The organism is Burkholderia sp. AU15512 (assembly GCF_002223325.1).
GTDB lineage: Bacteria > Pseudomonadota > Gammaproteobacteria > Burkholderiales > Burkholderiaceae > Burkholderia.
The window spans coordinates 502693-523067 of record NZ_NKEX01000003.1 but is presented as its reverse complement, the minus strand read 5'-3'; the positions used below and the strand labels follow the sequence as shown (position 1 = coordinate 523067).

Genomic DNA, 20375 nt, shown 5'->3' with positions numbered 1-20375 from the left:
GGCCGGGCTGGCCGCCCGGCCATGTAACCGGACGAAAAAAGCCGGTGGCACGGGAGGCGCGGCGGGTAAAATTGCGGCTATTCAAGGATTCTTTTGGCCTTCTGGAGTCTGTCATGTCCATTGCCCGCCGCACCACGCTGTCGAAGTTCCTGATCGAACAGCAACGTGAGACCAACAACCTCCCCGCCGACCTGCGCCTGCTGATCGAAGTCGTCGCGCGCGCATGCAAGGCGATCAGCTACAACGTGTCGAAGGGCGCGCTCGGCGAAGCGCTCGGCACCGCCGGCAGCGAGAACGTCCAGGGCGAAGTGCAGAAGAAGCTCGACATCCTGTCGAACGAAATCCTGCTCGACGCGAACGAATGGGGCGGCAACCTCGCCGCGATGGCATCGGAAGAAATGGAAACGTTCTTCCCGATCCCGGCGAACTACCCGCGCGGCGAATACCTGCTCGTGTTCGATCCGCTCGACGGCTCGTCGAACATCGACGTGAACGTGTCGATCGGCACGATCTTCTCGGTGCTGCGCTGCCCGGACGGCAAGCAGGCGACCGAGGAATCGTTCCTGCAACCCGGCACGCAGCAGGTTGCGGCCGGCTATGCCGTGTACGGCCCGCAGACAGTGTTCGTGCTGACGACCGGCAACGGCGTGAACTGCTTCACGCTCGACCGCGAAGTCGGCTCGTGGGTGCTCACGCAGAGCAACATGCAGATCCCGGCCGACACGCGCGAATACGCGATCAACGCATCGAACGCGCGCCACTGGTACGACCCGGTCAAGCGCTACGTCGACGAACTGAATGCCGGCAAGGACGGCCCGCGCGGCGACAACTTCAACATGCGCTGGATCGCGTCGATGGTGGCCGACGTGCACCGGATCCTGAACCGCGGCGGCATCTTCATGTACCCGGCCGACAAGCGCACGCCCGATCGTCCGGGCAAGCTGCGCCTGATGTACGAAGCGAACCCGATGTCGTTCATCGTCGAACAGGCGGGCGGCGCCGCGACGACCGGCACGCAGCGCATCATGGAAGTGCAGCCGACGGGCCTGCATCAGCGCGTCCCGGTGTTCCTCGGTTCGAAGAACGAAGTCGAGCGCGTGACGGGTTACCATCAGGAAAAGCAATAAATTTGCACTGCAGCACTAGACAGTGTCGCGCGACGTACGTAGAATCGCGGCTCTCGATGTGACCCCAACGGGTCGCATCGCAGTGAAACGAAGCGGGGAAGTTTGCCGAGTCGATGAGTTTCGCGAAACAGCAGCAGCAAGCTGAAAAAAATTCGCAAAACCTATTGCCAAGGTCTCAGATTTCACCTTATAATTTCGTTTCTCTGATGCCGGTGTAGCTCAGTTGGTAGAGCAGCGCATTCGTAATGCGAAGGTCGTAGGTTCGACTCCTATCTCCGGCACCAAGTTATAAAGGGCTGACAAGCAATGCTTGTCAGCCCTTTTCTCATTCCGGGCGCCCAATCGTGCGCTGCCCTTCTTCTCTCCGCGTCCGCTCCGCTTGCGGGCATCACCCGACTCCCGCGCCGCACGCCGCCGATTACAATCGCCGGACCCCTCCGCCCTTTCCGAGCATCATGCGCACCTGGCGTCTCGAGCGACAGAACCTCACCGGGCAACTGGACGTATCGCGTGCGACGCGCCTTGTCGCCGCGATCGGCGGCAACGAGCCCAACGCATTCGCAGCCGAAGTGCTGAAGCTGTTCGACGATGCGTTGTCGGTCACACAATGCACGATCTTCGCGTACGAGCTCGGCAACCGTCCGCGCACGCTGTCCGTCGCCGACCACCGCGGCGGCCGCTACCTGCGCGACGTCGCCGACACCTACGCGCGACACTTCTACACGCTCGACGGCAACCAGAAGATCGTGTCGAGCGCACCTCGCGGCACGCGCCGCCACGACCTGGTGCTACACCAGCAGGCCGGCGACGAGATCGTTCATGAAGCGTATCGAGCGGCCTGCTACCGCGGCCCCGACGTGTCCGACCGGCTGTCGTTGCTGATGCAGCCCAACGATGCGAGCTGGCTGTCGATCAATTTGTACCGCGCGCATCGCAGCGGCGCGTTCCAGCCGCGCGAGATCGCGGAGATCGAAACGCTCGCACCGCTGATCGCGCAGGCCGCGAAGCATCACTACGCGCTCGCCGGTGCCGCGCAGATCGGAATCCCGCAACGGATGCTCGCGCGGCTGCGCAGCGCCTGCCCGGCGCTGTCCAAGCGTGAACTCGACGTGCTGCGCGGTGTGCTAGAAGGCCAGACCGCACAAGAGATCGGCGAGACGATCGGCGTGAAGGCGTCGAGCGTCGTCACGTACCAGAAACGCGCGTACCGGCGCCTGGGCATCTCGAGCCAGCGCCAGTTGTTCGCGCTCTGCCTGCAGCCCTGAACCAAACCGGCCTGCGATGACCGAACCGGGGTAAATCCCGGTCGGCTTGCTGTACCCGGAATGGGGACAGCGGACTTCCGCCCGGCTTCCATACTGCTTCGACTGCCTGCACGCGTTTGCCCCGGCGCGCGTGCACGTGGAACCGCCCTCCCCCGGAAGCCAACGATGAATATCGACTTCAAGCCCTACCCGTTCGTCGCCGAGCGCCATCCCGCGCATCTGCCGGCCTGCGACGACGGTATCGATACGCACCGGCATCGCGTAGCGATCGTCGGCGGCGGCCCCGTCGGCCTCGCCGTCGCGCTCGGCCTCGCGAACCATGGCATCCGCAGCGTGCTGATCGAGGCCGACGATGCGGTCTGCCATGGCAGCCGTGCGATCTGCATCTCGCGGCGCAGCCTCGAGATCATCGAGCGGCTCGGCGCGCTCGACGACTTCCTGCGCACGGGGTTGCCGTGGACCGGCGGACGCAGCTTCTACCGTCGCGACGAAGTGCTGCATTTCACGATGCCGCAGGACGAAAACCAGAAGCTGCCGCCGATGATCAATCTCGCGCAGTATCACATCGAGCAATTCCTGCTCGACGCCGCGCTGCGCCGCCCCGAACTCATCGAGATCCGCTGGCAGGCGAAAGTCACCGGCGTGACCCGGCATCCGGACGGCGTTCGCCTGGATGTCGACACACCGCTCGGCAGCTACGCACTCGACGCCGACTGGGTCGTCGCGTGCGACGGCGGTCGCAGCACGATGCGCGAAGCGCTCGGCCTGTCGTTGCAGGGCACGAGCTACGAGGGCCGCTACGTGATCGTCGACATCGCGCTCGACAGCGACCGGCCAACCGAACGGCTCGCATACTTCGATCCGTCGTCGAACCCGGGCTCGACGGTACTCGTCCACAAGCAGCCCGACAACGTGTGGCGAATCGACTACCAGTTACGCGACGATGAGGATCCCGAAGCGGCCATCAAACCGGAGAACGTGATCCCCCGTGTGCAGAACCTGCTCGACATGATGGGCGAGCACGGCGACTGGTCGCCGATCTGGATCACGATCTACAAGGCGAATGCGCTGACGCTCGAACGCTATCGGCACGGCTGCGTGCTGTTCTGCGGCGACGCAGCGCATCTCGTGCCGATCTTCGGCGTGCGCGGTGCGAATTCGGGCATCGACGATGCCGACAACCTTGCATGGAAACTCGCGTACGTGACTCGCGGGCTCGCATCGGACACGCTGCTCGACAACTACTCGGACGAACGCGTGTTCGCGACGCACGAGAACCTGCGCTACGGCACGAAGAGCACCGAGTTCATGGCGCCGCCGTCGTTTGCGTTCGAACTGATGCGCAAGGCCGTGCTGTCGCTCGCGGTCCGGCATCCGGCGCTGCGCTCGCTGATCAATCCGCGCCAGACGACGGCCATCGCGTATGCGACGTCGTCGCTCAACGCAGCCGAACGCGACACGTTTTCAGCCGGCCCCGCGCCCGGCACGGTGCTCGCCGAATGTCCGCTGATGCGGTACACGGTCCACGGCAGCGACACGCGCCGCGGCCACCTGACCGATCTCGTCGCCCCGCGCTTCACCGCACTCTGCTTCACGTCCGACGGCGTACCCGATCCGACGCTGGCCGATCTCGAACGACGCCTGCAGGCCAAGCAGATACCGTTCGCGCTCGTCACGCTCGCTCGGCATGCGGTGCCGCAGCAACCGGCCTGCGGCGGGCATGACGAAGGCGGCCGGCTGTTCGACATGTATGGCGCGCGTGAGGGCACCGTCTATCTCGTGCGCCCGGACGGCCATGTACTCGGGCGCTGGCACGACGCTCGCGCCGGCGACGTGGCCGCCGCGCTCGGACGCGCGCTCCATCCGCGCGCATCAACCGATCCTCAGGAGATCGCATGATGACGAATACCGAACGCGACACCCTCTACACCGACCTGTGCCGCGCGATGACGCAGATCGGGGAAGCCGATGCATCGCTCTTTCTCGCCCGCTTCGCACTGCTGTCGATCGAGGCGATCGGCGATGTCGCGACCGTGGCACGGCTGATCGCCGATGCAAGCGACGGATTGCCGGACGCGGGCAGGCAGGCATCGACGCACGAACGCCCATGCTGATGGCTGACCGGCTTCACCGGCGGCCATACATTACAACTTCATTTCACCATGCACCGTTCGCGCACGGGCCTCGCCGTATGCAGACGAATTCCCTGGAAAATCCCGCTAAGGGTGCATAACATTACTTAACGATTCCGACCCGTCTATCGCGTTACATTGCGTGGGCGGCGCGGCAGGTCGCGTTGCCGCCTTCATTCAGCTTGCGGCAACGCTGCCGACGTCCGGTCATTCGACAACTCAAGGAGAGGACAACCATGGCTCATGGCTTGATTATGTGGCTCATCATCGGTGCGATCGCCGGCTGGCTCGCCGGCTTGCTCGTCAAGGGCGGCGGCTTCGGGCTGATCGTCGACATCATCGTCGGGATCGTCGGCGCGGTGATCGGCGGCTGGCTCGCCGGGATACTCGGCATCAGCGTCGGCAGCGGCTTCATCGGTTCGGTGATCGTCGCGGTCGTCGGCGCGGTGATCCTGCTGTTCGTGATCCGGCTATTCAAGCGAGCGGCCTGACGCTTCTCTTCACGCGCCTTCGGGCGCGTTTTCGCATCAGGCCAGCGCGCGGCACGCTCGCCGCGCGCCGCCGGCCCGTTCAGCACTTCGCGCGCTGCAACCAGCCGTCGGGTATGTCGGCCGTCGGCAGTCCACTGCGCGCTTCGCGTGCATCATCGCGCCCGATCCATAGGGTGCGCGGCATTTCCCCTCCCCCTCCCGCATCGAGCGCCGCGCGCAAACGCTCGGGCATCGGCTGGCGACAGCAACGCGCACCACAGCGCACCGCCTGCCGCGAGCGATCTCACAGCGACCATTTCAGTTCTCCATAGAAAGTACGGCCCGGATACGGGTGGAACACGTAGTAGCGGCGGTCCGTCAGGTTGTCGATGCCGAGCGACGCGGTCCAGTGACGGTCGAAGCGGTAGCGCGCCTTCAGGTCGACGACCGTGAACGAGCTCGTGCCGCCGTAGACGTCCGGGTTCACGTCGCTGTTGTCGAGCGTGTTGAACTGACGGCCCGAGTAGCGCACACCGACGCTCGCGAGCCAGTGCTCGTCGAAGCGATACGACGCGAGCAGGTTCGCACGCATGCGCGGAATCCGCGGAAAGCGCAAGCCGACGTACGCGGGATTCGCGGCGTCGGCGAGGATCTGCGCGTTGCTCGCCGACACGTTCGCGTCGATCGCGAGCCCCTTCAAACCGACGTTCTCGCCGCTGAACGCGAGTTCGACGCCGCGCACGCGCACGCGATCGACGTTCGAGATGTTGGTCACCGTCGTCGCGCCCGACACCGTCGTCTGGCTGTAGATCGAATCGCGCAGGTCGCTCTGGAACACGCTGGCACGCACGATGCCGACACCCACGTCGCGTTCGGCCGTGAAATCCCAGTCGATCGCCTTTTCCGGCCGCAGGTTCGGGTTGTTGTTGACGATCGCGTTGTTCGAGATCGTGCCCTGGAACAGTTCGCCGACCGTCGGGAAACGCGTGCCGGTCGCGAACGACAGCCGGAAGCGCCAGACGTCGGTCGCATCCCATTGCAACGCAACCTTCGGCGACAGCGCATTCGCGCTGCGGTCCGCATAGCCGAGCGTGCCCGTTGCATTGCCGAGCGCACCGCCGTACGCATCCCAGCGCTCGTAGCGCAGCCCCAGCGTCGCGAGCCAGCCCGGCGCGAAACGCCACGCGTCCTGCCCGAACAGCGCCTGCGTGCGCGTGTCGCCGCGATAGACGCTCGACAGCGACGTGGTCGGCCCCGCCAGCCAGTCGGCCGTGTTGTACGTGACGTTGCGCAGGAAGTAATTGTCGTAGTGATAGCCGAACGTGAACGTGTGGCCCTTCACTTCCGGCGCCTCGGCCTTCAGATCGAGCGTGCGCCAGCCGGTGCCGTCGCCCTGGAACAGCGTGCCTGCGCCGCCCTGCACGGTCGATGCCGAGCGTTGCACGTCGCGCGACACGTCGTATGCGGATACGGCGCCCGACAGGCGCCAGCCGGAATCGAGCCGGCCATTCAGGCCGAGCGCATATAGCCAGTTCTCCTGGTCGCCGCGCTGCGGCGCGAACGCGTTCGGCGCGACGGTCATGTTCCGGCCGCCGATCGACACGTTGCCACCGTAAACTGGATTGCCGGCCGCATCGCGCAGGAAGGTTTCGCCGTGCTGCCGGTAATGGTTCTCCCAATGCCCGAGCGTGAGCGTTGCGTCGACGTGATCGGTGAACGCATAGCCCATCCGCACCGTCTCGTTGAGCTGCTCGGTCCGCTCGATCGTCTGCGCGCCGACGATCGTCCGCGGCTTGCCATTGGGCCCGATGTCGGTCGCGGCGCCCGTCACGGGCACGGCGGCGCCGAGCTTCGGGTTGTATGCCGAATTGGGGCTCGCATACTGCATCGGCTGACCGTTGTTCTCGAGCCGGTCGAGCGACAGCGCGAACCAGAACCGGCCGACCCGGTTAGCGATCCGCGCGGTCTGGTGATTGCCGCCGAAGCTGTCCGCGAATCCGTAGCCGTCGTGGTAGCGCTGCGTGAAGAACTGCGTCGACAGCGACGCCTCGAGCTTTTCCGGGCGGCGCGTCGTGAGCAGCACGGTCGAGCCGATCGAGTTGCCCGGATACAGCGCTGAAAAGGGGCCATAGAGCACGTCGACGCGCGCGATATCGTCCGGCGGAATCAGCGACCAGCGCGGCGGATACGCGTAGCTCGAGCCGAGCAGGTTCGACAGCAGCACGCCGTCGGCGTAGACGAGCCCGCGCGCGCTCTGCAGTTCGTTGAAGTCGCGGCCGGCGAACACGCTGTTGCGGTCGCCGATATAGCGCTTGCGGACCATCAGGTTCGGCGCGTACTTCAGCGCGTCCTCGGTGGTGACGTTGGTGTGCGACTCGATCTGCTCGCGCGTGATCGACGTGACGACGGTCGGGGTATCCGGATCGACCGGTTGCCGCTGCGCGGTCACGCTGACGGCGGTCAGCGTCTCGCCGGCCGCCGGCGCCGGCGGCGCGATTGCGACGGCCGAAGCGGGAGCGGCGGCATTGGCGGCACGCTCGACGCGACCGCGCGTGGTGGCGCTGCGTGAAGCGTCGGTCGAGGCCGCATGGGCGGCGGGCCACGCGAAAGCGGCCGCGCATGCGAGCGCGAGCCTGCCGCGCGACGGCCGCGCGGCGAAGAGAGAGGACATGAGTGAATTCCTGAAAACGTGATCGGACGCCGCCGGACACGAGTGCGCGCCGCGCACGAACGGCGCGGCACACGGCCCGGCCGCGGACGGCACGCGCGCCACCGGGGCGCGCGGACGACATCAATCAGATCGGAGCGTTTTCAGGCGGGGCGCGAGGCTGCGCGAGACGGATGCCCTTGCGGGGAAAATCGGGAATGGCGGGCGCGGCCGCGCGATAGGCGAACGTCCGCACGAAGCCCGGCAGTGCGGGCAGGCTCGACCCGAGCGCCACGTTCGCCGTGAAGCCGGGGCAGTACACGCAGTGTGGCACGCCGGCATGGTCGAACGACGACGTACCGTGATCGCCGCCCGCCTGCGCGAGCACGACCTGGCGGGCGCCCGCTGCACTGCACAACTCGAGCGTGAGCTCGCCGGAACCGCTCGATGCAAGACGCGCATAGCCGATGACAGGCGACAGTACGTTCAGTAACAGCGCCAGCCATACGAGGCCGATCCATCGCGTCGTTCGCTTCATCACGGTCCAAAAAAAGTGCGCGCAAGTATAACAAGCGGCCCGATTCTTGCCGATTCCACACGACGCAATAGTCGGCATCGCAGCGCGCGCCAGAGCGCATGTGCCGTTAATACAACAGAGACAAAATCTAACGATTCGCCACTGGCATAAATCCAAGCACGAGGTTGATAATCATCGAACCTGCTGGAGAAATGACCATGGACGAAAGACCAACCCGCATGCCACCGCCGGAGCAAGTGATGAGCCCGGATCCGGAACCCGTCGGCGTGGAATTCCTCGCCGAATTGCCTGACCATGTGCGGGCATTCTTCGACGAGCAGCACAAACTGTACTCGCCGAAGTGAACGCCTGTCCGGTTCTGTAACCGCCACGTGCCGATCCTCGCTATCGTGCGGTTCATCACTGCGCATCGCGCACAATTCGCCTTGCACCCGGGCCGCAACAGCCTGACGGTGCCGCATCAGCTCGCCTGCTGATTCTCCGGTCGCTGCGCTACGCCGCGCGACTGTCTTCGTCTATCCTTCTGGTTTTCCACTTCCGGCCCGCCCGGCTCTCCCGATCGTTCCGATGAAGCAAGCCATTCGTGCCAGCCTCGCTGTCGCCGCGCTCGGCGTCGCCCTCTTTTTGTCCCCGCGCGTCGCCAATGCAGACGGTGACGACACCGCCCTCACCAATATCGTCGCGCTCGCGTCGCAGCGCCTCGCGCTCGCCGAACCGGTCGCTCGATGGAAATGGGCGAATCACAAGGCAATCGAGGACCGACCGCGCGAAGCGGAACTGCTCGTGTCGGTCGAGAAGCGCGCGGCACAGGCCGGTGTCGATCCCGCGTTCGCACGGACGTTCTTCGAGGATCAGATCACCGCGAGCAAGGATGTGCAGAATGCGCTGTTCGCGACCTGGCGCACGACGCGGCCGCCGGAAGGCACGCCGCCCGATCTCGCGACCAGCACGCGCCCGGCGCTCGACCGGCTGACGCAGAAAATGCTCGCGGGGCTCGCGCAGGTTGCACCGCTGCGGGATGCGCCTGATTGCCAGGCGCGGCTCGCGCGCAGCATCGCCAACTGGAAGACGCTCACGCGCTACGACGCCACGCAAACGCAGGCACTCGACACCGCGCTGTCGCACGTCTGCTCGGCCGGCGGCGCAAGCGCGATCGGCTGACGGCAGCGGGCGCAGGGCGCGCGAGCTCGCGCTGATTAACCCGCCAGCCCCGCAGGCGTAAGCGCGGCGAGCGGAATCAGCTGCAGGCCGCGGGCGAGATGCGTCTGCAGCAGACGGTGGGTAAAGGGCTCGAACGCACCGTCCGTCCCGTCGGCCGCGAGTTGCGCGGCCGCGTCGAGCGACTCCGCCGCGCCGAGATAGCGCCAGCCGTCGATCACATGAAACAGGCTGCGCTCGCCGCTCGCCTCGAATGCGACCGCACCTTCGAACGGCCAGGGCGCAGCGCCGGCACGGGCATCGGCCGCGAGGCGCCGGTTGTATGACGGCCGCAGCCGGGCAATCCATTGCGCTTCGGCCAGCATCGCCCCCAACTCGTTGCCGGTCTCGCGCCATTCGATCCGCCGCACCTGCTGCGCCAATCGCATTTCCTTCGACGAACGGCGCTCGCCCGTCAGCAGCGCACGCAGCCGCTGCCGCACACGCACGCTGCGGCCGACATACAGCGGCACATCCTCCTCCCCGAACAGTGCGTACGCACCGCAGCCGGGCGGCGCGGTATCGAGCCAGGCTTCGGTCAGGTCGCCGCTCAGACGGAAGTGGCGCGTCGTGCGCGCGATCTGGTCACGCAGCCGCTCGAGCGGCACGATATCGTGCAACAGGCGCCAGAACTGCCACAGCAGGTCAGCATCCGCCAGCGCCCGGTGGCGGGCAGCCGGCACGAGGCCGTGGCGCTCGATCAACGCGTCGAGGCCGTGCCGCGACTCACGCGGGAACAGCGCTTTCGACAGCCGCACCGTACACAGCACATCGGGATTGAACGCGAAGCCGGCCCGCTCGAATTCGGCCCGCAGGAAGCCGCGGTCGAAGCTCGCGTTGTGCGCGACGAAAAGCTTGCCGTCGAGCCGCTCGAACAAACCCGGCGCCAGCGACGCAAATGACGGCGCCTCGCGCACCATCTCGTCCGAAATGCCTGTCAGTTGCTGGATGAACGGCGGAATCGGCTGCCCCGGATTGACGAGCGTCGTCCACGTCGACACGCCGAACGGGCCGATTTCGACCACGCCGATTTCGGTGATGCGGTGTTCGGCGGGCGAGCCGCCAGTGGTTTCAAGGTCGACGAAAACGAGCGGCTGTTCGCTGGCTGGATCGGACGGACGGGGGGAATCAGACATGAAAAGACTGGAAAACGATGCTTCCGTGAGTATGCACCGGCATACGGGTTCGCGGCCAGCCCGAACCGGAATGTTCCGCCCCCGTAAAACAAAAAGCCCCCGCAATGCGGGGGCCGGACGTGATCGGCAATGCGTGGCGCGTCAGACCGCCTGGATATTCGCTGCCTGCTTGCCTTTCGGCCCGACTTTCACGTCGAACGAAACACGCTGGTTTTCCTTCAGCGTCTTGAAGCCGTCCATCTTGATTTCGGAAAAGTGTGCAAACAAATCTTCACCGCCATTGTCCGACGTAATAAAGCCGAAACCTTTAGCATCGTTAAACCATTTCACGATACCGGTATCCATGTCTTCGTTCCCCACTCGATTAGATCCAAAAAAGCTATTTTTATAGCCGTTTCCCGAAATCCCGAAACATTGCGCCAGCACCCACACCAGCACGCCGCCCGAGGACGGAGTGCTGACTTTATAAATTGGACAATCCGGGTGCGTCAAGGAAATTTTTGACGATCGTTTTATCAAAAAATAGCTAATACCACTGGAATCGGTACACCGACGCCTTTGATTAATTGATTCGCAACAAAAACCTGTCAATATTACCGGGATCAGAACATTAATAATCGCGGCCGTGAAATTCCTACCGGGGACAAATCGGTTCGGTAAATTCCTCGGGTTTTTTCCGGGTTGCGGAAATCCGGGGACATTGCGATGCTCACTTAACGTCGGAAGGAAGGAGAAGGTCATGTGGCTGGACGGAATCAAGCGCTTCGCGAGCCGGCTCGGACGCGTACACCGCAAGTCCCGCGCCCTGGCCGAGTCCGCGTCCTCGCGCGAAGCGCCGTGCGACACCGAATTCGATACGACCTGGCATGGCGATCACTGGCAGAACCTGCTCTCGTCGCCTCTCGATGCCCGTCACTATGTGATGGAAGACTGGACATACACGCCGCCGCCCAACGAAGCCAAGGAGGCCGCACCCGCGGCCAAGCGCAAGCGGCGTTCGTTCGCGCAATAGCGCGCGGACCGACGGGCAAAAAAAAGCGCGACTGGGAAGTCGCGCCGACAAAGGTTTGGAGATCTTTTCCGTCAACGAAAAAGTCTGCTTCGGAAAGCAGAGATCGCAGTATAGCGAGAGAACAACCTTTCATTAGCCATGCTCCACACAAACCTCTATTGCCGATGTGTCAATAATCGGATGACGACGATCCCCGCCTCCTGCTGACCATCTGTCGCGATCGCGCAACGCCCGTTACGTAGTCCTGATCGCCATTTTTCTTCGCTGCACCGCCGCAAATCCTTGATGGTCAATCGTTTGCGCCATATCGCCGATCTTTGCGGATTCCAAAATATATTATTGCTTAAAGCGCATCCTTCCCCCGCTCCACGCACTCCGTACACTGCAGATGGCTTTTTGATAAGCGCACCGCCGCTCTGCCGGACCGGCCGCAACGTCAAGCACAACATGCCAGTCCGCAGCAGGTTCGATCGACATCATCCTGTTTGGAGACAGATCCATGAAAAAAACCCTGATCGTCACCGCGTTGTCGGGTGTATTTGTTACGGCAGCTCACGCCCAAAGCAGCGTGACGCTCTATGGCCTGATCGATGCAGGCATCACCTATACGAACAACCAGGGTGGCCACAGCTCATGGTCGGAACGCAGCGGCCAGATCAACGGCAGCCGCTGGGGCCTGCGCGGCACGGAAGATCTCGGTGGCGGCCTGAAAGCAATCTTCGTGTTGGAAAACGGCTTCAACATCGCCAATGGCACGCTCGGCCAGAATGGCCGCGAATTCGGCCGCCAGGCGTTCGTCGGCCTGTCTCATGACCAGTTCGGCGCCGTCACCCTCGGTCGCCAATACGATAGCGTCGTCGACTACATCGGGCCGCTGTCGCTGACCGGTACGCAATTCGGCGGCACCCAGTTTGCCCACCCGTTCGACAACGACAACCTGAACAATTCGTTCCGGATCAATAACGCTGTCAAGTACACGAGCGTCAATTACGGCGGACTGAAGTTCGGCGCGTTGTACGGCTTCTCGAACAGCAGCCAGTTCTCGAACAATCGCGCGTATAGCGCAGGCGTGTCGTACACCTACGCCGGCTTCAATATCGGCGCCGGCTACCTGCAGTTGAACAATGACATCTCGGGCCTCACGTCGGCGGCGGTCACCAACGGCGGCGGCGCGGTGGCAGGCGACAATACGTTCGTCGGCAAGCGTCAGCGCGTGTTCGGCGGCGGCCTGAACTACACGTTCGGTCCGGCAACGGCCGGCTTCGTGTTCACGCAATCGCGCGTGAACCGGGCGCTCGGTATCTCCGCGGGTGCGTCGGGCGTGTCGAACGGGCTGGGTCTCGACGGCACGTTTGCCCGCTTCAACAACTACGAAGTGAACGCGCGCTACGCGCTCACGCCGGCCTTGTCGCTGGCCGGGTCGTACACGTACACCGCCGGCTTCCTGGACGGCCGCCACCCGGGCTGGAACCAGTTCAACCTGCAGACCGACTATGCCCTGTCCAAGCGGACCGACGTGTATGTGCAAGGCGTGTATCAGCGCGTCAGCACGGACGGCCTGGGCATCGGCGCCTATGTCAATGGCCTCGGTGGTGCTTCATCGACCAACAAGCAGATCGCGGTCACGGCCGGCCTGCGCCATCGCTTCTGAGCGCCCGGCAGTTCCGCCGCGCGCCGGATGACGAAGCGCCCCATCGGGGCGCTTTTTCTTTGCCGGGTTGCGCCGTGCGCCGCTCAGGCGTTGCCCGGCGCCGGGTAACGGACGTCGAGCACGTCGATCGGCTGCGGGCCGGCCGGCGTCATCAACATGACGGTATCGCCGATCTTCGCCTTGATCAGTGCGCGCGCGACCGGCGAAATCCAGCTGACACAGCCGCGATCGAGATCGACCTCGTCGATCCCGACGATCGTGATCGTGTGATCCTCGCCGTCCGGTGTCTCGTAATCGACCGTTGCGCCGAAAAACACCTGGTCGACATTCTCCTGCCGGCTCGCATCGACGACTTCGGCCAGATCGAGCCGCTTCGTCAGGAAGCGGATGCGGCGATCGATCTCGCGAAGCCGCCGCTTGCCGTAGATGTAGTCGCCATTCTCCGACCGGTCACCATTCGACGCGGCCCAGGACACGAGCCGCACGACCTCGGGACGCTCGACGTCGATCAGGTTCAGCAATTCGTCCCTCAGCCGCTTGTGGCCGGCGGGCGTGATGTAGTTCTTCGAGCCCGCTGGAATCGCTGGCTGGGCCTGGTCCAGATCGTCGTCGTCGCCGTCCGACTCTTTGACAAACGCCTTGTTCATGATGCAGATTCAACATGGATGACTGATGCTCCAAGGGTACACGAAGGGCGCCCCGGTCAGGCCATGCACCTAATTTGCGAATAAGGCTTCCCTTTTTATACAACCCTGCTATAATTTCGCTTCTGCGTGCGGCTGTAGCTCAGTTGGATAGAGTACTTGGCTACGAACCAAGGGGTCGTGGGTTCGAATCCTGCCAGCCGCGCCACTTTTTTCGAGGGCCTTCTGAACCGAAGGCCCTTTCAGTTCGAAGCAGTAGAAGTTTTGTTTTGCGTGCGGCTGTAGCTCAGTTGGATAGAGTACTTGGCTACGAACCAAGGGGTCGTGGGTTCGAATCCTGCCAGCCGCGCCACTTTTTTGGGGGCCTTCCCATCGCAGAAGGTTCCGACAGTTGAGAAGTACCGTTTTGCGTGCGGCTGTAGCTCAGTTGGATAGAGTACTTGGCTACGAACCAAGGGGTCGTGGGTTCGAATCCTGCCAGCCGCGCCACCTTAAAAGGGCTTTCCTCCGGGAAAGCCCTTTTTCTTTTCCGCCTCCCCTTCCTCCCCTTGCTCGACGCACGGCAACGTACGGTCGCGTCACGCCCCTTGTCGGAAGAACGCCGGCCACGACACCGCACGCGCTCGCCACCAAACAGCACAAATGAAAACGGCGGCCATTGGCCGCCGTCGATCGCTCGCCCACACGGGCCGCGTCAGTAATCCTGACGCTCGCGTTCGATGCGCATGCCGCCGTCGTGGCGCGCATGCGCACCGTCGTCGGTCGAACGCTCGCGCATGATTCGCATCACGTCCGGATTGGTTCGCACGCGTCGCATCACGTTCGCGAGATGCACGCGGTCGCTGACCTGGATCACGAAGCGCAGCACCGTCGACTCGTGCGTCAGATCCTCGTCCATCGCGATATGCACGATGTTCGCGTCGGCTGACGTGATGTCCGCCGCCACGCGCGCAAAGATGCCCTTCGTGTTCTTCACGAGCGCCTTCACCGCGACATCGAACAGGCGGCCCGGCTGCGGCGCCCATTCGACGTCGATCCAGCGGCCCGGATCGCGGCGATGGATACGCTGCGCCACGCGGCAATCGGTCGTATGAATCGCCATCCCCAGGCCGATGCCGATGTAACCCATGATCGCGTCGCCCGGAATCGGCCGGCAGCATGCGGACAACTGCACGGACATCCCTTCGGTGCCGGTGATCACGACCGGCGGCGCGTGGTGCGCGGAATGCCGCTCGGACTTCGGCAGATCGTCGTCCGCATCGCGGCCGCTCATCAGCACCTCGATGCGCTTGGCCATCACCGCGGCCACGCGGCGGCCAAGGCCGATGTCCGCGAAGATTTCCTGACGGCTCTTGTTGCCCGTCCACTGCACGAGCTTCTCCCACACTTCCGGCTCGACATCGGCCAGCGCGAGACCGTAGCCCTTCAGGCTCTGGTCGACCAGTCGCTCGCCCAGCTGCACCGATTCGTTCAGGCGCATCGTCTTCAGGTAGTGCCGGATCGCCGAGCGCGCCTTGCCGGTACGCACGAAGCCGAGCCACGCAGGGTTCGGCTTCGAATACGGCGCCGTGATCACCTCGACGATGTCGCCGCTCTTCAGCTCGGTGCGCAGCGGCAGCAACTCGTTGTTGATCTTCACGGCCACGCACTGGTTGCCGAGATCGCTGTGGATCGAATACGCGAAATCGAGTGCCGTCGCGCCGCGCGGCAGCGCCATGATCTTCGACTTCGGCGTGAACACGTAGACCGCATCCGGGAACAGGTCGATCTTCACGTGCTCGAGGAATTCGCTCGAATCGCCGGCTTCGCTCTGGATGTCGAGCAGCGACTTCAGCCACTGGTGCGCGCGCTTCTGCACGTCGCTGAGATCCGCGCTGCCGTTCTTGTACAGCCAGTGCGCGGCGACCCCCGCCTCGGCGATCTCGTGCATCTTGCGCGTGCGCACCTGGAACTCGATCGGCGCGCCGAACGGGCCGACCAGCGTGGTGTGCAGCGACTGATAGCCGTTGATCTTCGGGATCGCGATGTAGTCCTTGAACTTGCCGGGTACGGGCTTGTACAGCGCGTGCAGCGCGCCGATGCACGTGTAGCAGTCGAGCGGGCTGTCGACGACGACGCGAAAGCCGTACACGTCGAGCACCTGCGAGAACGACAGCTGCTTGTCGCGCATCTTGCGGTACACGCTGTAGATGGTCTTTTCGCGGCCGGTGATCTCGGCGTCGATCTTCGCATCGGCCATCGCGCGCTGCGCGGCTTCGAGGATCTTGCTGATCACTTCGCGGCGGTTGCCGCGCGCGGCCTTCACGGCCTTCTCGAGCGTCGCGTAGCGATGCGGGTTGAAGTTCGCGAAGCTCATGTCCTGCAGCTCGCGATACGTGTTGTTCAACCCGAGGCGGTGCGCGATCGGCGCGTAGATGTCGAGCGTTTCCCGCGCGACGCGGCGGCGCTTTTCCATCGGCACCGCGCCGAGCGTGCGCATGTTGTGCAGGCGGTCGGCGAGCTTGACGAGAATGACGCGCACGTCGCGTGCCATCGCGAGCAGCATCTTGCGGAAGTTTTCCGCCTGCGCTTCCTCGCGGCTGCGGAATTCCATCTTGTCGAGCTTCGACAGCCCATCGACCAGTTCGGCGACCTTCGGGCCGAACCGTTCGGCCAGCTCGCTCTTGGTCACGCCCTGGTCTTCCATCACGTCATGCAGCAGCGCGGCCATGACAGCCTGCGCGTCGAGCTTCCAGCCGGCGCAGATTTCCGCGACGGCGACGGGATGGGTGATGTAGGGTTCGCCGCTCTGGCGATATTGACCGAGGTGGGCTTCGTCACTGAAGTGGAACGCCGCCTTGACCTCTTTGATTTCTTCCGGAGGAAGATACTCGGCAAGCACGGCCGTCAGTTTCGCGATCGAAACGACGCCGTGCTTGCGGGGCTGCTCCGGTGTGGCGGTCGGCCCGAACAGATGCCGGAAGGACTGTTCGAGGACCGCGTCGATGTACTGGCGCGCAGGCGACTGGGCCGTGGCTTCGGTGGTCGAATCCGCGGAGGCGGACGATGGGGTGGTGCTCATATTCGCCTCCAGGTCGAGTCGTTGCGCGCGTGGATTACATGGCTGGAACGGGCCGGATGCGCGTTACACCGGCACCTTCTTCAGCATCTCGACGCCGACCTGGCCGGCAGCGATTTCGCGCAGCGCGACGACGGTCGGCTTGTCGCGGCTTTCGATCTTCGGCGTATGGCCTTGCGCGAGCTGCCGCGCGCGATAGGTGGCGGCGAGCGCCAGTTCGAAGCGGTTCGGGATTTGCTTCAGGCAGTCTTCGACGGTAATGCGAGCCATGTTGGTAATTCCTTCTGAATATAGTCCTTATTCTACCTTATGTCCCTCGTCCCCCGCGTCATTCCGCGTGGGGCAGATGGATGCCGAGCTCGATGAACAGCTCCGTGTGTCGCGCGTACTGCGAAGCAAAGCGCAGGCGCGTGGCCGCGACGATGCATTCGAGCTCCGCGAGCGCACGCTCGAAGTTCTCGTTGATCACCACGTATTCCGCTTCGGACGCGTGCGCGATCTCGCTGCCGGCGGCCAGCAGGCGGCGCGTGATCACGTTCGGCTCGTCCTGGCCGCGCTTCTTCAGGCGCTCCTCGAGCGCGTCGAGCGACGGCGGCAGGATGAAGATGCCGACCGCGTTGCGGAACTGCTTCTTCACCTGCAGCGCGCCTTGCCAGTCGATCTCGAGCAGCACGTCGTGGCCGTTCCTCATCTGCTCTTCGATCCAGACGCGCGACGTGCCGTAGTAGTTGCCGTGCACTTCCGCGCTCTCGAGGAATTCGTGCGCCGCGTGACGCGCGCGGAAATCCTCGACCGTCGTGAAGTGATAGTGCTGGCCGTCCTGCTCGCCCGGGCGCGGCTTGCGTGTCGTGTACGAGATCGACAGGCAGATGTCGCTGTCCTTCGACAGCAGCGCATTCACGAGCGTCGACTTGCCGGCGCCCGACGGCGCGACGACCATGAACAGGTTGCCGGGATAGACGCCGCCGTGCAGCGAATGCGACGCGTGCGCGTCGCGGGTAGATTCCGTCATGTTGCTTTACTCCAGGTTTTGCACTTGCTCGCGCATCTGCTCGATCAACAGCTTGAGCGCCATCGACGCGTCGGCGAGTTCCTTCGCCGCCGCCTTCGAGCCGAGCGTGTTCGCTTCGCGATTCAGTTCCTGCATCATGAAGTCGAGACGCTTGCCGACGCGGCCGCCCTTCTCGATCACATGGCGCGTTTCGTTCAGGTGCGCGGTGAGCCGCGACAGCTCTTCCGCGATGTCGATCCGGATCCCGTACATCGTCACTTCCTGACGAATGCGCTCCGCGGCTTCCTCGCGCGTGACGATCGTCGAGCTGCCTTCGGGCGCCGCGATGCCGAGCGCCTCCTGCAGCCGTTCGACGATCTTCTGCTGATGCTTCGCGATCAGCTCCGGCACGAGCGGCGTGATGCGCGCGACGATCGCTTCCATCTCGGTGACGTTCGACAGCAGCATCGTCGCCAGTTGCGCGCCTTCGCGCGAACGCACGACGACGAGCTCGCCGATCGCTTCCTTGCCGCACGCGAGCACCGCCTCGCGGATCGCGTCAGCCGACACGCCGCTCTCGGCGATCACGCCGGGCCAGCGCAGGATCTCGCCCGCGCGCAGGCGGCCAACGCCCGGGAACGAGTCGAGCACCGAGCGCTCGAGCTCGGCAAGCTGGCCGAGCGCGGACTGGTTCAGCGCGCCCGCGCCGATACTCTGCTCGCCGCGCTGCAGGTTGATGCGGATGTCGACCTTGCCGCGCGACAGCTTGTTCATCAGCATTTCGCGCAGCGCGGGTTCGCACGCGCGCACGTCGTCCGGCATCCGGAAATTCAGGTCGAGAAAGCGCGAGTTCACGGTGCGCAGTTCGACCGACACGCTGGTGCCGCCGTTACCGGTGGCCGTCGCGAGTTCGCGCGTCGCGCTCGCGTAGCCCGTCATGCTGTAGATCATGGTTCGTCTCGCCGTCTGGGTGCCCTCGCGGGCGGGGATATGTCGAGGCGCCCGGCGCATCGGAAAGCGCGGGGCGGGAAGCGCGCATTATCCCATTTTTGCGGACCACCCCGCCGGGCACGCCCGCCGTTCGGCGCTAAAATCGGGGTTTCCTCTCGTTCCGCGATTCCCACATGACGTCCTCCGTTTCCCGCCCGAGCGGCCGCCGCGCCGACGAACTGCGCAAGGTCGCCCTGACCCGCCACTACACGAAACATGCCGAAGGCTCGGTGCTGGTCGAGTTCGGCGACACCAAGGTGCTCTGCACCGCGAGCGTGTCCGAGCGCGTGCCCGACTTCCTGCGCGACCGCGGGCAAGGCTGGCTGACCGCCGAATACGGGATGCTGCCGCGCGCGACGCATACGCGCAGCGACCGCGAAGCCGCCCGCGGCAAGCAGACCGGCCGCACGCAGGAAATTCAGCGCCTGATCGGCCGCGCACTGCGCGCGGTGTTCGACCTCGAAGCGCTCGGCCCGCGCACGATCCACATCGACTGCGACGTGATCCAGGCCGACGGCGGCACGCGCACGGCGAGCATCACCGGCGCGTTCGTCGCCGCGCACGACGCCGTGTCGAAGCTGATCGCGGCCGGCAAGCTCACCCGCTCGCCGATCACCGACCACGTCGCCGCGATCTCGGTCGGCGTGTACCAGGGCGCGCCCGTGCTCGACCTCGATTACGCGGAAGATTCGCAGTGCGACACCGACATGAACGTCGTGATGACGGGCGCCGGCGGTTTCGTCGAAGTCCAGGGCACGGCCGAAGGCGTGCCGTTCTCGCGCGCCGAGATGAACGCGCTGCTCGACCTCGCGCAAGGCGGGATCGCCGAACTCGTGCAGCTTCAGAAAGACGTGCTGGGCGCCTGACATGCCGGACGACCACACCACCGCGCCGCTGTCGCGCATCGTTCTCGCGTCGAACAACGCGGGCAAGCTGCGCGAATTCACCGCGCTGTTCTCGACGGTCGGCATCGAGATCGTCCCGCAGGGCGACCTTGCCGTGCCGGAAGCGGAGGAACCGTTCGGCACCTTCATCGAGAATGCGCTGACGAAGGCACGCCACGCGTCGCGGCTCACCGGGCTGCCGGCGATCGCTGACGATTCGGGCCTGTGCGTGCGCGTGCTGCGCGGCGCGCCGGGCGTCTATTCGGCACGCTACGCGCAGCGCGCGGGCCGTGACAAGGGCGACGCGGCGAACAACGCGTATCTCGTCGAGCGGCTGCGCGGCGTCGACGACCGGCGCGCATACTACTGCTGCGTGCTCGCGCTCGTGCGCCATGCGGACGACCCCGAGCCGCTGTTCGCCGAAGGACGCTGGGCGGGCGAGATCGTCGACACGCCGCGCGGCGAGCACGGATTCGGCTACGACCCGTATTTCTACCTGCCGTCGCTCGGCGCGACGGCCGCCGAACTCGAGCCGGCCGTGAAGAACACGCACAGCCATCGCGCGCTGGCGCTGAAGGCGCTGCTGGCGCGGCTCGCGGAGGAAGCATGAGCACGCCCGATACCCGTTCGCCA

At 64.7% G+C, this 20375-nt stretch carries 20 protein-coding genes, 4 tRNA genes and 1 pseudogene; 15 read left to right on the top strand and 10 right to left on the bottom strand.

The features are described 5' to 3' along the window. Window positions 1-113: 113 nt before the first annotated feature. From CFB43_RS04970 to CFB43_RS04945, 6 genes are all read left to right on the top strand, one after another. Entirely contained in the window at window positions 114-1127 is a 1014-nt protein-coding gene (locus tag CFB43_RS04970) for a class 1 fructose-bisphosphatase (RefSeq protein WP_089439471.1), read from the top strand. Between the two features lie 208 nt (window positions 1128-1335). After that, window positions 1336-1411, top strand: a tRNA-Thr gene (locus CFB43_RS04965). 171 nt (window positions 1412-1582) lie between these two features. Next, complete coding sequence (locus CFB43_RS04960) at window positions 1583-2392, top strand: helix-turn-helix transcriptional regulator (RefSeq protein ID WP_089494299.1); 810 nt, start codon at window positions 1583-1585, stop codon at window positions 2390-2392. 165 nt (window positions 2393-2557) lie between these two features. Beyond that, entirely contained in the window at window positions 2558-4291 is a 1734-nt protein-coding gene (locus CFB43_RS04955) for an FAD-dependent oxidoreductase (RefSeq protein ID WP_089494298.1), read from the top strand. After that, window positions 4288-4506 (top strand): hypothetical protein, encoded by a 219-nt coding sequence (locus CFB43_RS04950; protein WP_089494297.1) that lies wholly within the window; start codon window positions 4288-4290, stop codon window positions 4504-4506. Before CFB43_RS04955 ends, CFB43_RS04950 begins: the two co-directional genes overlap by 4 nt. 254 nt (window positions 4507-4760) lie before the next feature. Then, window positions 4761-5015, top strand: a complete 255-nt coding sequence (locus CFB43_RS04945) for a GlsB/YeaQ/YmgE family stress response membrane protein (protein WP_089439467.1) — start codon at window positions 4761-4763, stop codon at window positions 5013-5015. Between the two features lie 79 nt (window positions 5016-5094). Here CFB43_RS04945 and CFB43_RS38760 read toward each other — a convergent pair. The 3 genes and pseudogenes from CFB43_RS38760 to CFB43_RS04930 form a co-directional block, all read right to left on the bottom strand. Then, window positions 5095-5253 (bottom strand): annotated as a pseudogene (locus CFB43_RS38760) (TlpA family protein disulfide reductase); the annotation flags it as partial. Between the two features lie 45 nt (window positions 5254-5298). Continuing rightward, window positions 5299-7665 (bottom strand): TonB-dependent receptor, encoded by a 2367-nt coding sequence (locus CFB43_RS04935; protein ID WP_089494296.1) that lies wholly within the window; start codon window positions 7663-7665, stop codon window positions 5299-5301. A gap of 124 nt (window positions 7666-7789) precedes the next feature. After that, window positions 7790-8179, bottom strand: a complete 390-nt coding sequence (locus CFB43_RS04930) for a DUF2946 domain-containing protein (protein ID WP_089494295.1) — start codon at window positions 8177-8179, stop codon at window positions 7790-7792. Window positions 8180-8376: 197 nt separating this feature from the next. Here CFB43_RS04930 and CFB43_RS38320 point away from each other — a divergent pair, with 197 nt between their 5' ends. After that, on the top strand, window positions 8377-8523 hold the full coding sequence (locus CFB43_RS38320) for a hypothetical protein (protein WP_006756195.1): 147 nt from the start codon (window positions 8377-8379) through the stop codon (window positions 8521-8523). A 223-nt stretch (window positions 8524-8746) separates the two neighbouring features. Then, the gene (locus CFB43_RS04925; protein WP_089494294.1) at window positions 8747-9340 is read left to right on the top strand and encodes a chorismate mutase; all 594 of its coding nucleotides are present in this window, start codon (window positions 8747-8749) and stop codon (window positions 9338-9340) included. A 35-nt stretch (window positions 9341-9375) separates the two neighbouring features. Here the strand turns inward: CFB43_RS04925 and CFB43_RS04920 are convergent, their stop codons facing one another. Continuing rightward, window positions 9376-10512 (bottom strand): exonuclease domain-containing protein, encoded by a 1137-nt coding sequence (locus CFB43_RS04920; protein ID WP_089494293.1) that lies wholly within the window; start codon window positions 10510-10512, stop codon window positions 9376-9378. A gap of 141 nt (window positions 10513-10653) precedes the next feature. Continuing rightward, on the bottom strand, window positions 10654-10857 hold the full coding sequence (locus tag CFB43_RS04915; protein ID WP_011351289.1) for a cold-shock protein: 204 nt from the start codon (window positions 10855-10857) through the stop codon (window positions 10654-10656). 394 nt (window positions 10858-11251) lie between these two features. On the opposite strand from CFB43_RS04915, the gene CFB43_RS04910 reads away from it, so the two are divergent. After that, complete coding sequence (locus CFB43_RS04910) at window positions 11252-11524, top strand: hypothetical protein (protein ID WP_089494292.1); 273 nt, start codon at window positions 11252-11254, stop codon at window positions 11522-11524. A 499-nt stretch (window positions 11525-12023) separates the two neighbouring features. Further along, the gene (locus tag CFB43_RS04905) at window positions 12024-13175 is read left to right on the top strand and encodes a porin (RefSeq protein WP_089494291.1); all 1152 of its coding nucleotides are present in this window, start codon (window positions 12024-12026) and stop codon (window positions 13173-13175) included. An 83-nt stretch (window positions 13176-13258) separates the two neighbouring features. On the opposite strand, the gene greB is transcribed toward CFB43_RS04905, so the two are convergent. After that, entirely contained in the window at window positions 13259-13822 is a 564-nt protein-coding gene (gene greB, locus CFB43_RS04900) for a transcription elongation factor GreB (RefSeq protein WP_089439460.1), read from the bottom strand. Between the two features lie 128 nt (window positions 13823-13950). Between greB and CFB43_RS04895 the strand changes: the two genes are divergently transcribed. The 3 genes from CFB43_RS04895 (at window position 13951) to CFB43_RS04885 (ending at window position 14308) form a co-directional block, all read left to right on the top strand. Then, a tRNA-Arg gene (locus CFB43_RS04895) sits at window positions 13951-14027 on the top strand. Between the two features lie 67 nt (window positions 14028-14094). After that, window positions 14095-14171 (top strand) — tRNA-Arg (locus CFB43_RS04890). Between the two features lie 60 nt (window positions 14172-14231). After that, a tRNA-Arg gene (locus CFB43_RS04885) sits at window positions 14232-14308 on the top strand. A 205-nt stretch (window positions 14309-14513) separates the two neighbouring features. Here the strand turns inward: CFB43_RS04885 and CFB43_RS04880 are convergent. From CFB43_RS04880 to CFB43_RS04865, 4 genes are all read right to left on the bottom strand, one after another. Next, window positions 14514-16880 (bottom strand): RelA/SpoT family protein, encoded by a 2367-nt coding sequence (locus tag CFB43_RS04880; protein WP_089494290.1) that lies wholly within the window; start codon window positions 16878-16880, stop codon window positions 14514-14516. A gap of 63 nt (window positions 16881-16943) precedes the next feature. Continuing rightward, window positions 16944-17147 (bottom strand): DNA-directed RNA polymerase subunit omega, encoded by a 204-nt coding sequence (gene rpoZ / locus CFB43_RS04875; protein ID WP_006025620.1) that lies wholly within the window; start codon window positions 17145-17147, stop codon window positions 16944-16946. Between the two features lie 58 nt (window positions 17148-17205). Next, complete coding sequence (gene gmk / locus CFB43_RS04870; protein WP_089494289.1) at window positions 17206-17889, bottom strand: guanylate kinase; 684 nt, start codon at window positions 17887-17889, stop codon at window positions 17206-17208. Between the two features lie 6 nt (window positions 17890-17895). Continuing rightward, window positions 17896-18819, bottom strand: a complete 924-nt coding sequence (locus tag CFB43_RS04865) for a YicC/YloC family endoribonuclease (protein ID WP_011351283.1) — start codon at window positions 18817-18819, stop codon at window positions 17896-17898. Between the two features lie 173 nt (window positions 18820-18992). On the opposite strand from CFB43_RS04865, the gene rph reads away from it, so the two are divergent. Both rph and rdgB read left to right on the top strand, forming a co-directional pair. Next, complete coding sequence (gene rph / locus CFB43_RS04860; protein WP_089472331.1) at window positions 18993-19724, top strand: ribonuclease PH; 732 nt, start codon at window positions 18993-18995, stop codon at window positions 19722-19724. A gap of 1 nt (window position 19725) precedes the next feature. Next, a complete protein-coding gene (gene rdgB / locus CFB43_RS04855; protein WP_089494288.1) occupies window positions 19726-20352 on the top strand; it encodes an RdgB/HAM1 family non-canonical purine NTP pyrophosphatase in 627 nt (208 codons plus the stop codon). Window positions 20353-20375 lie beyond the last annotated feature (23 nt).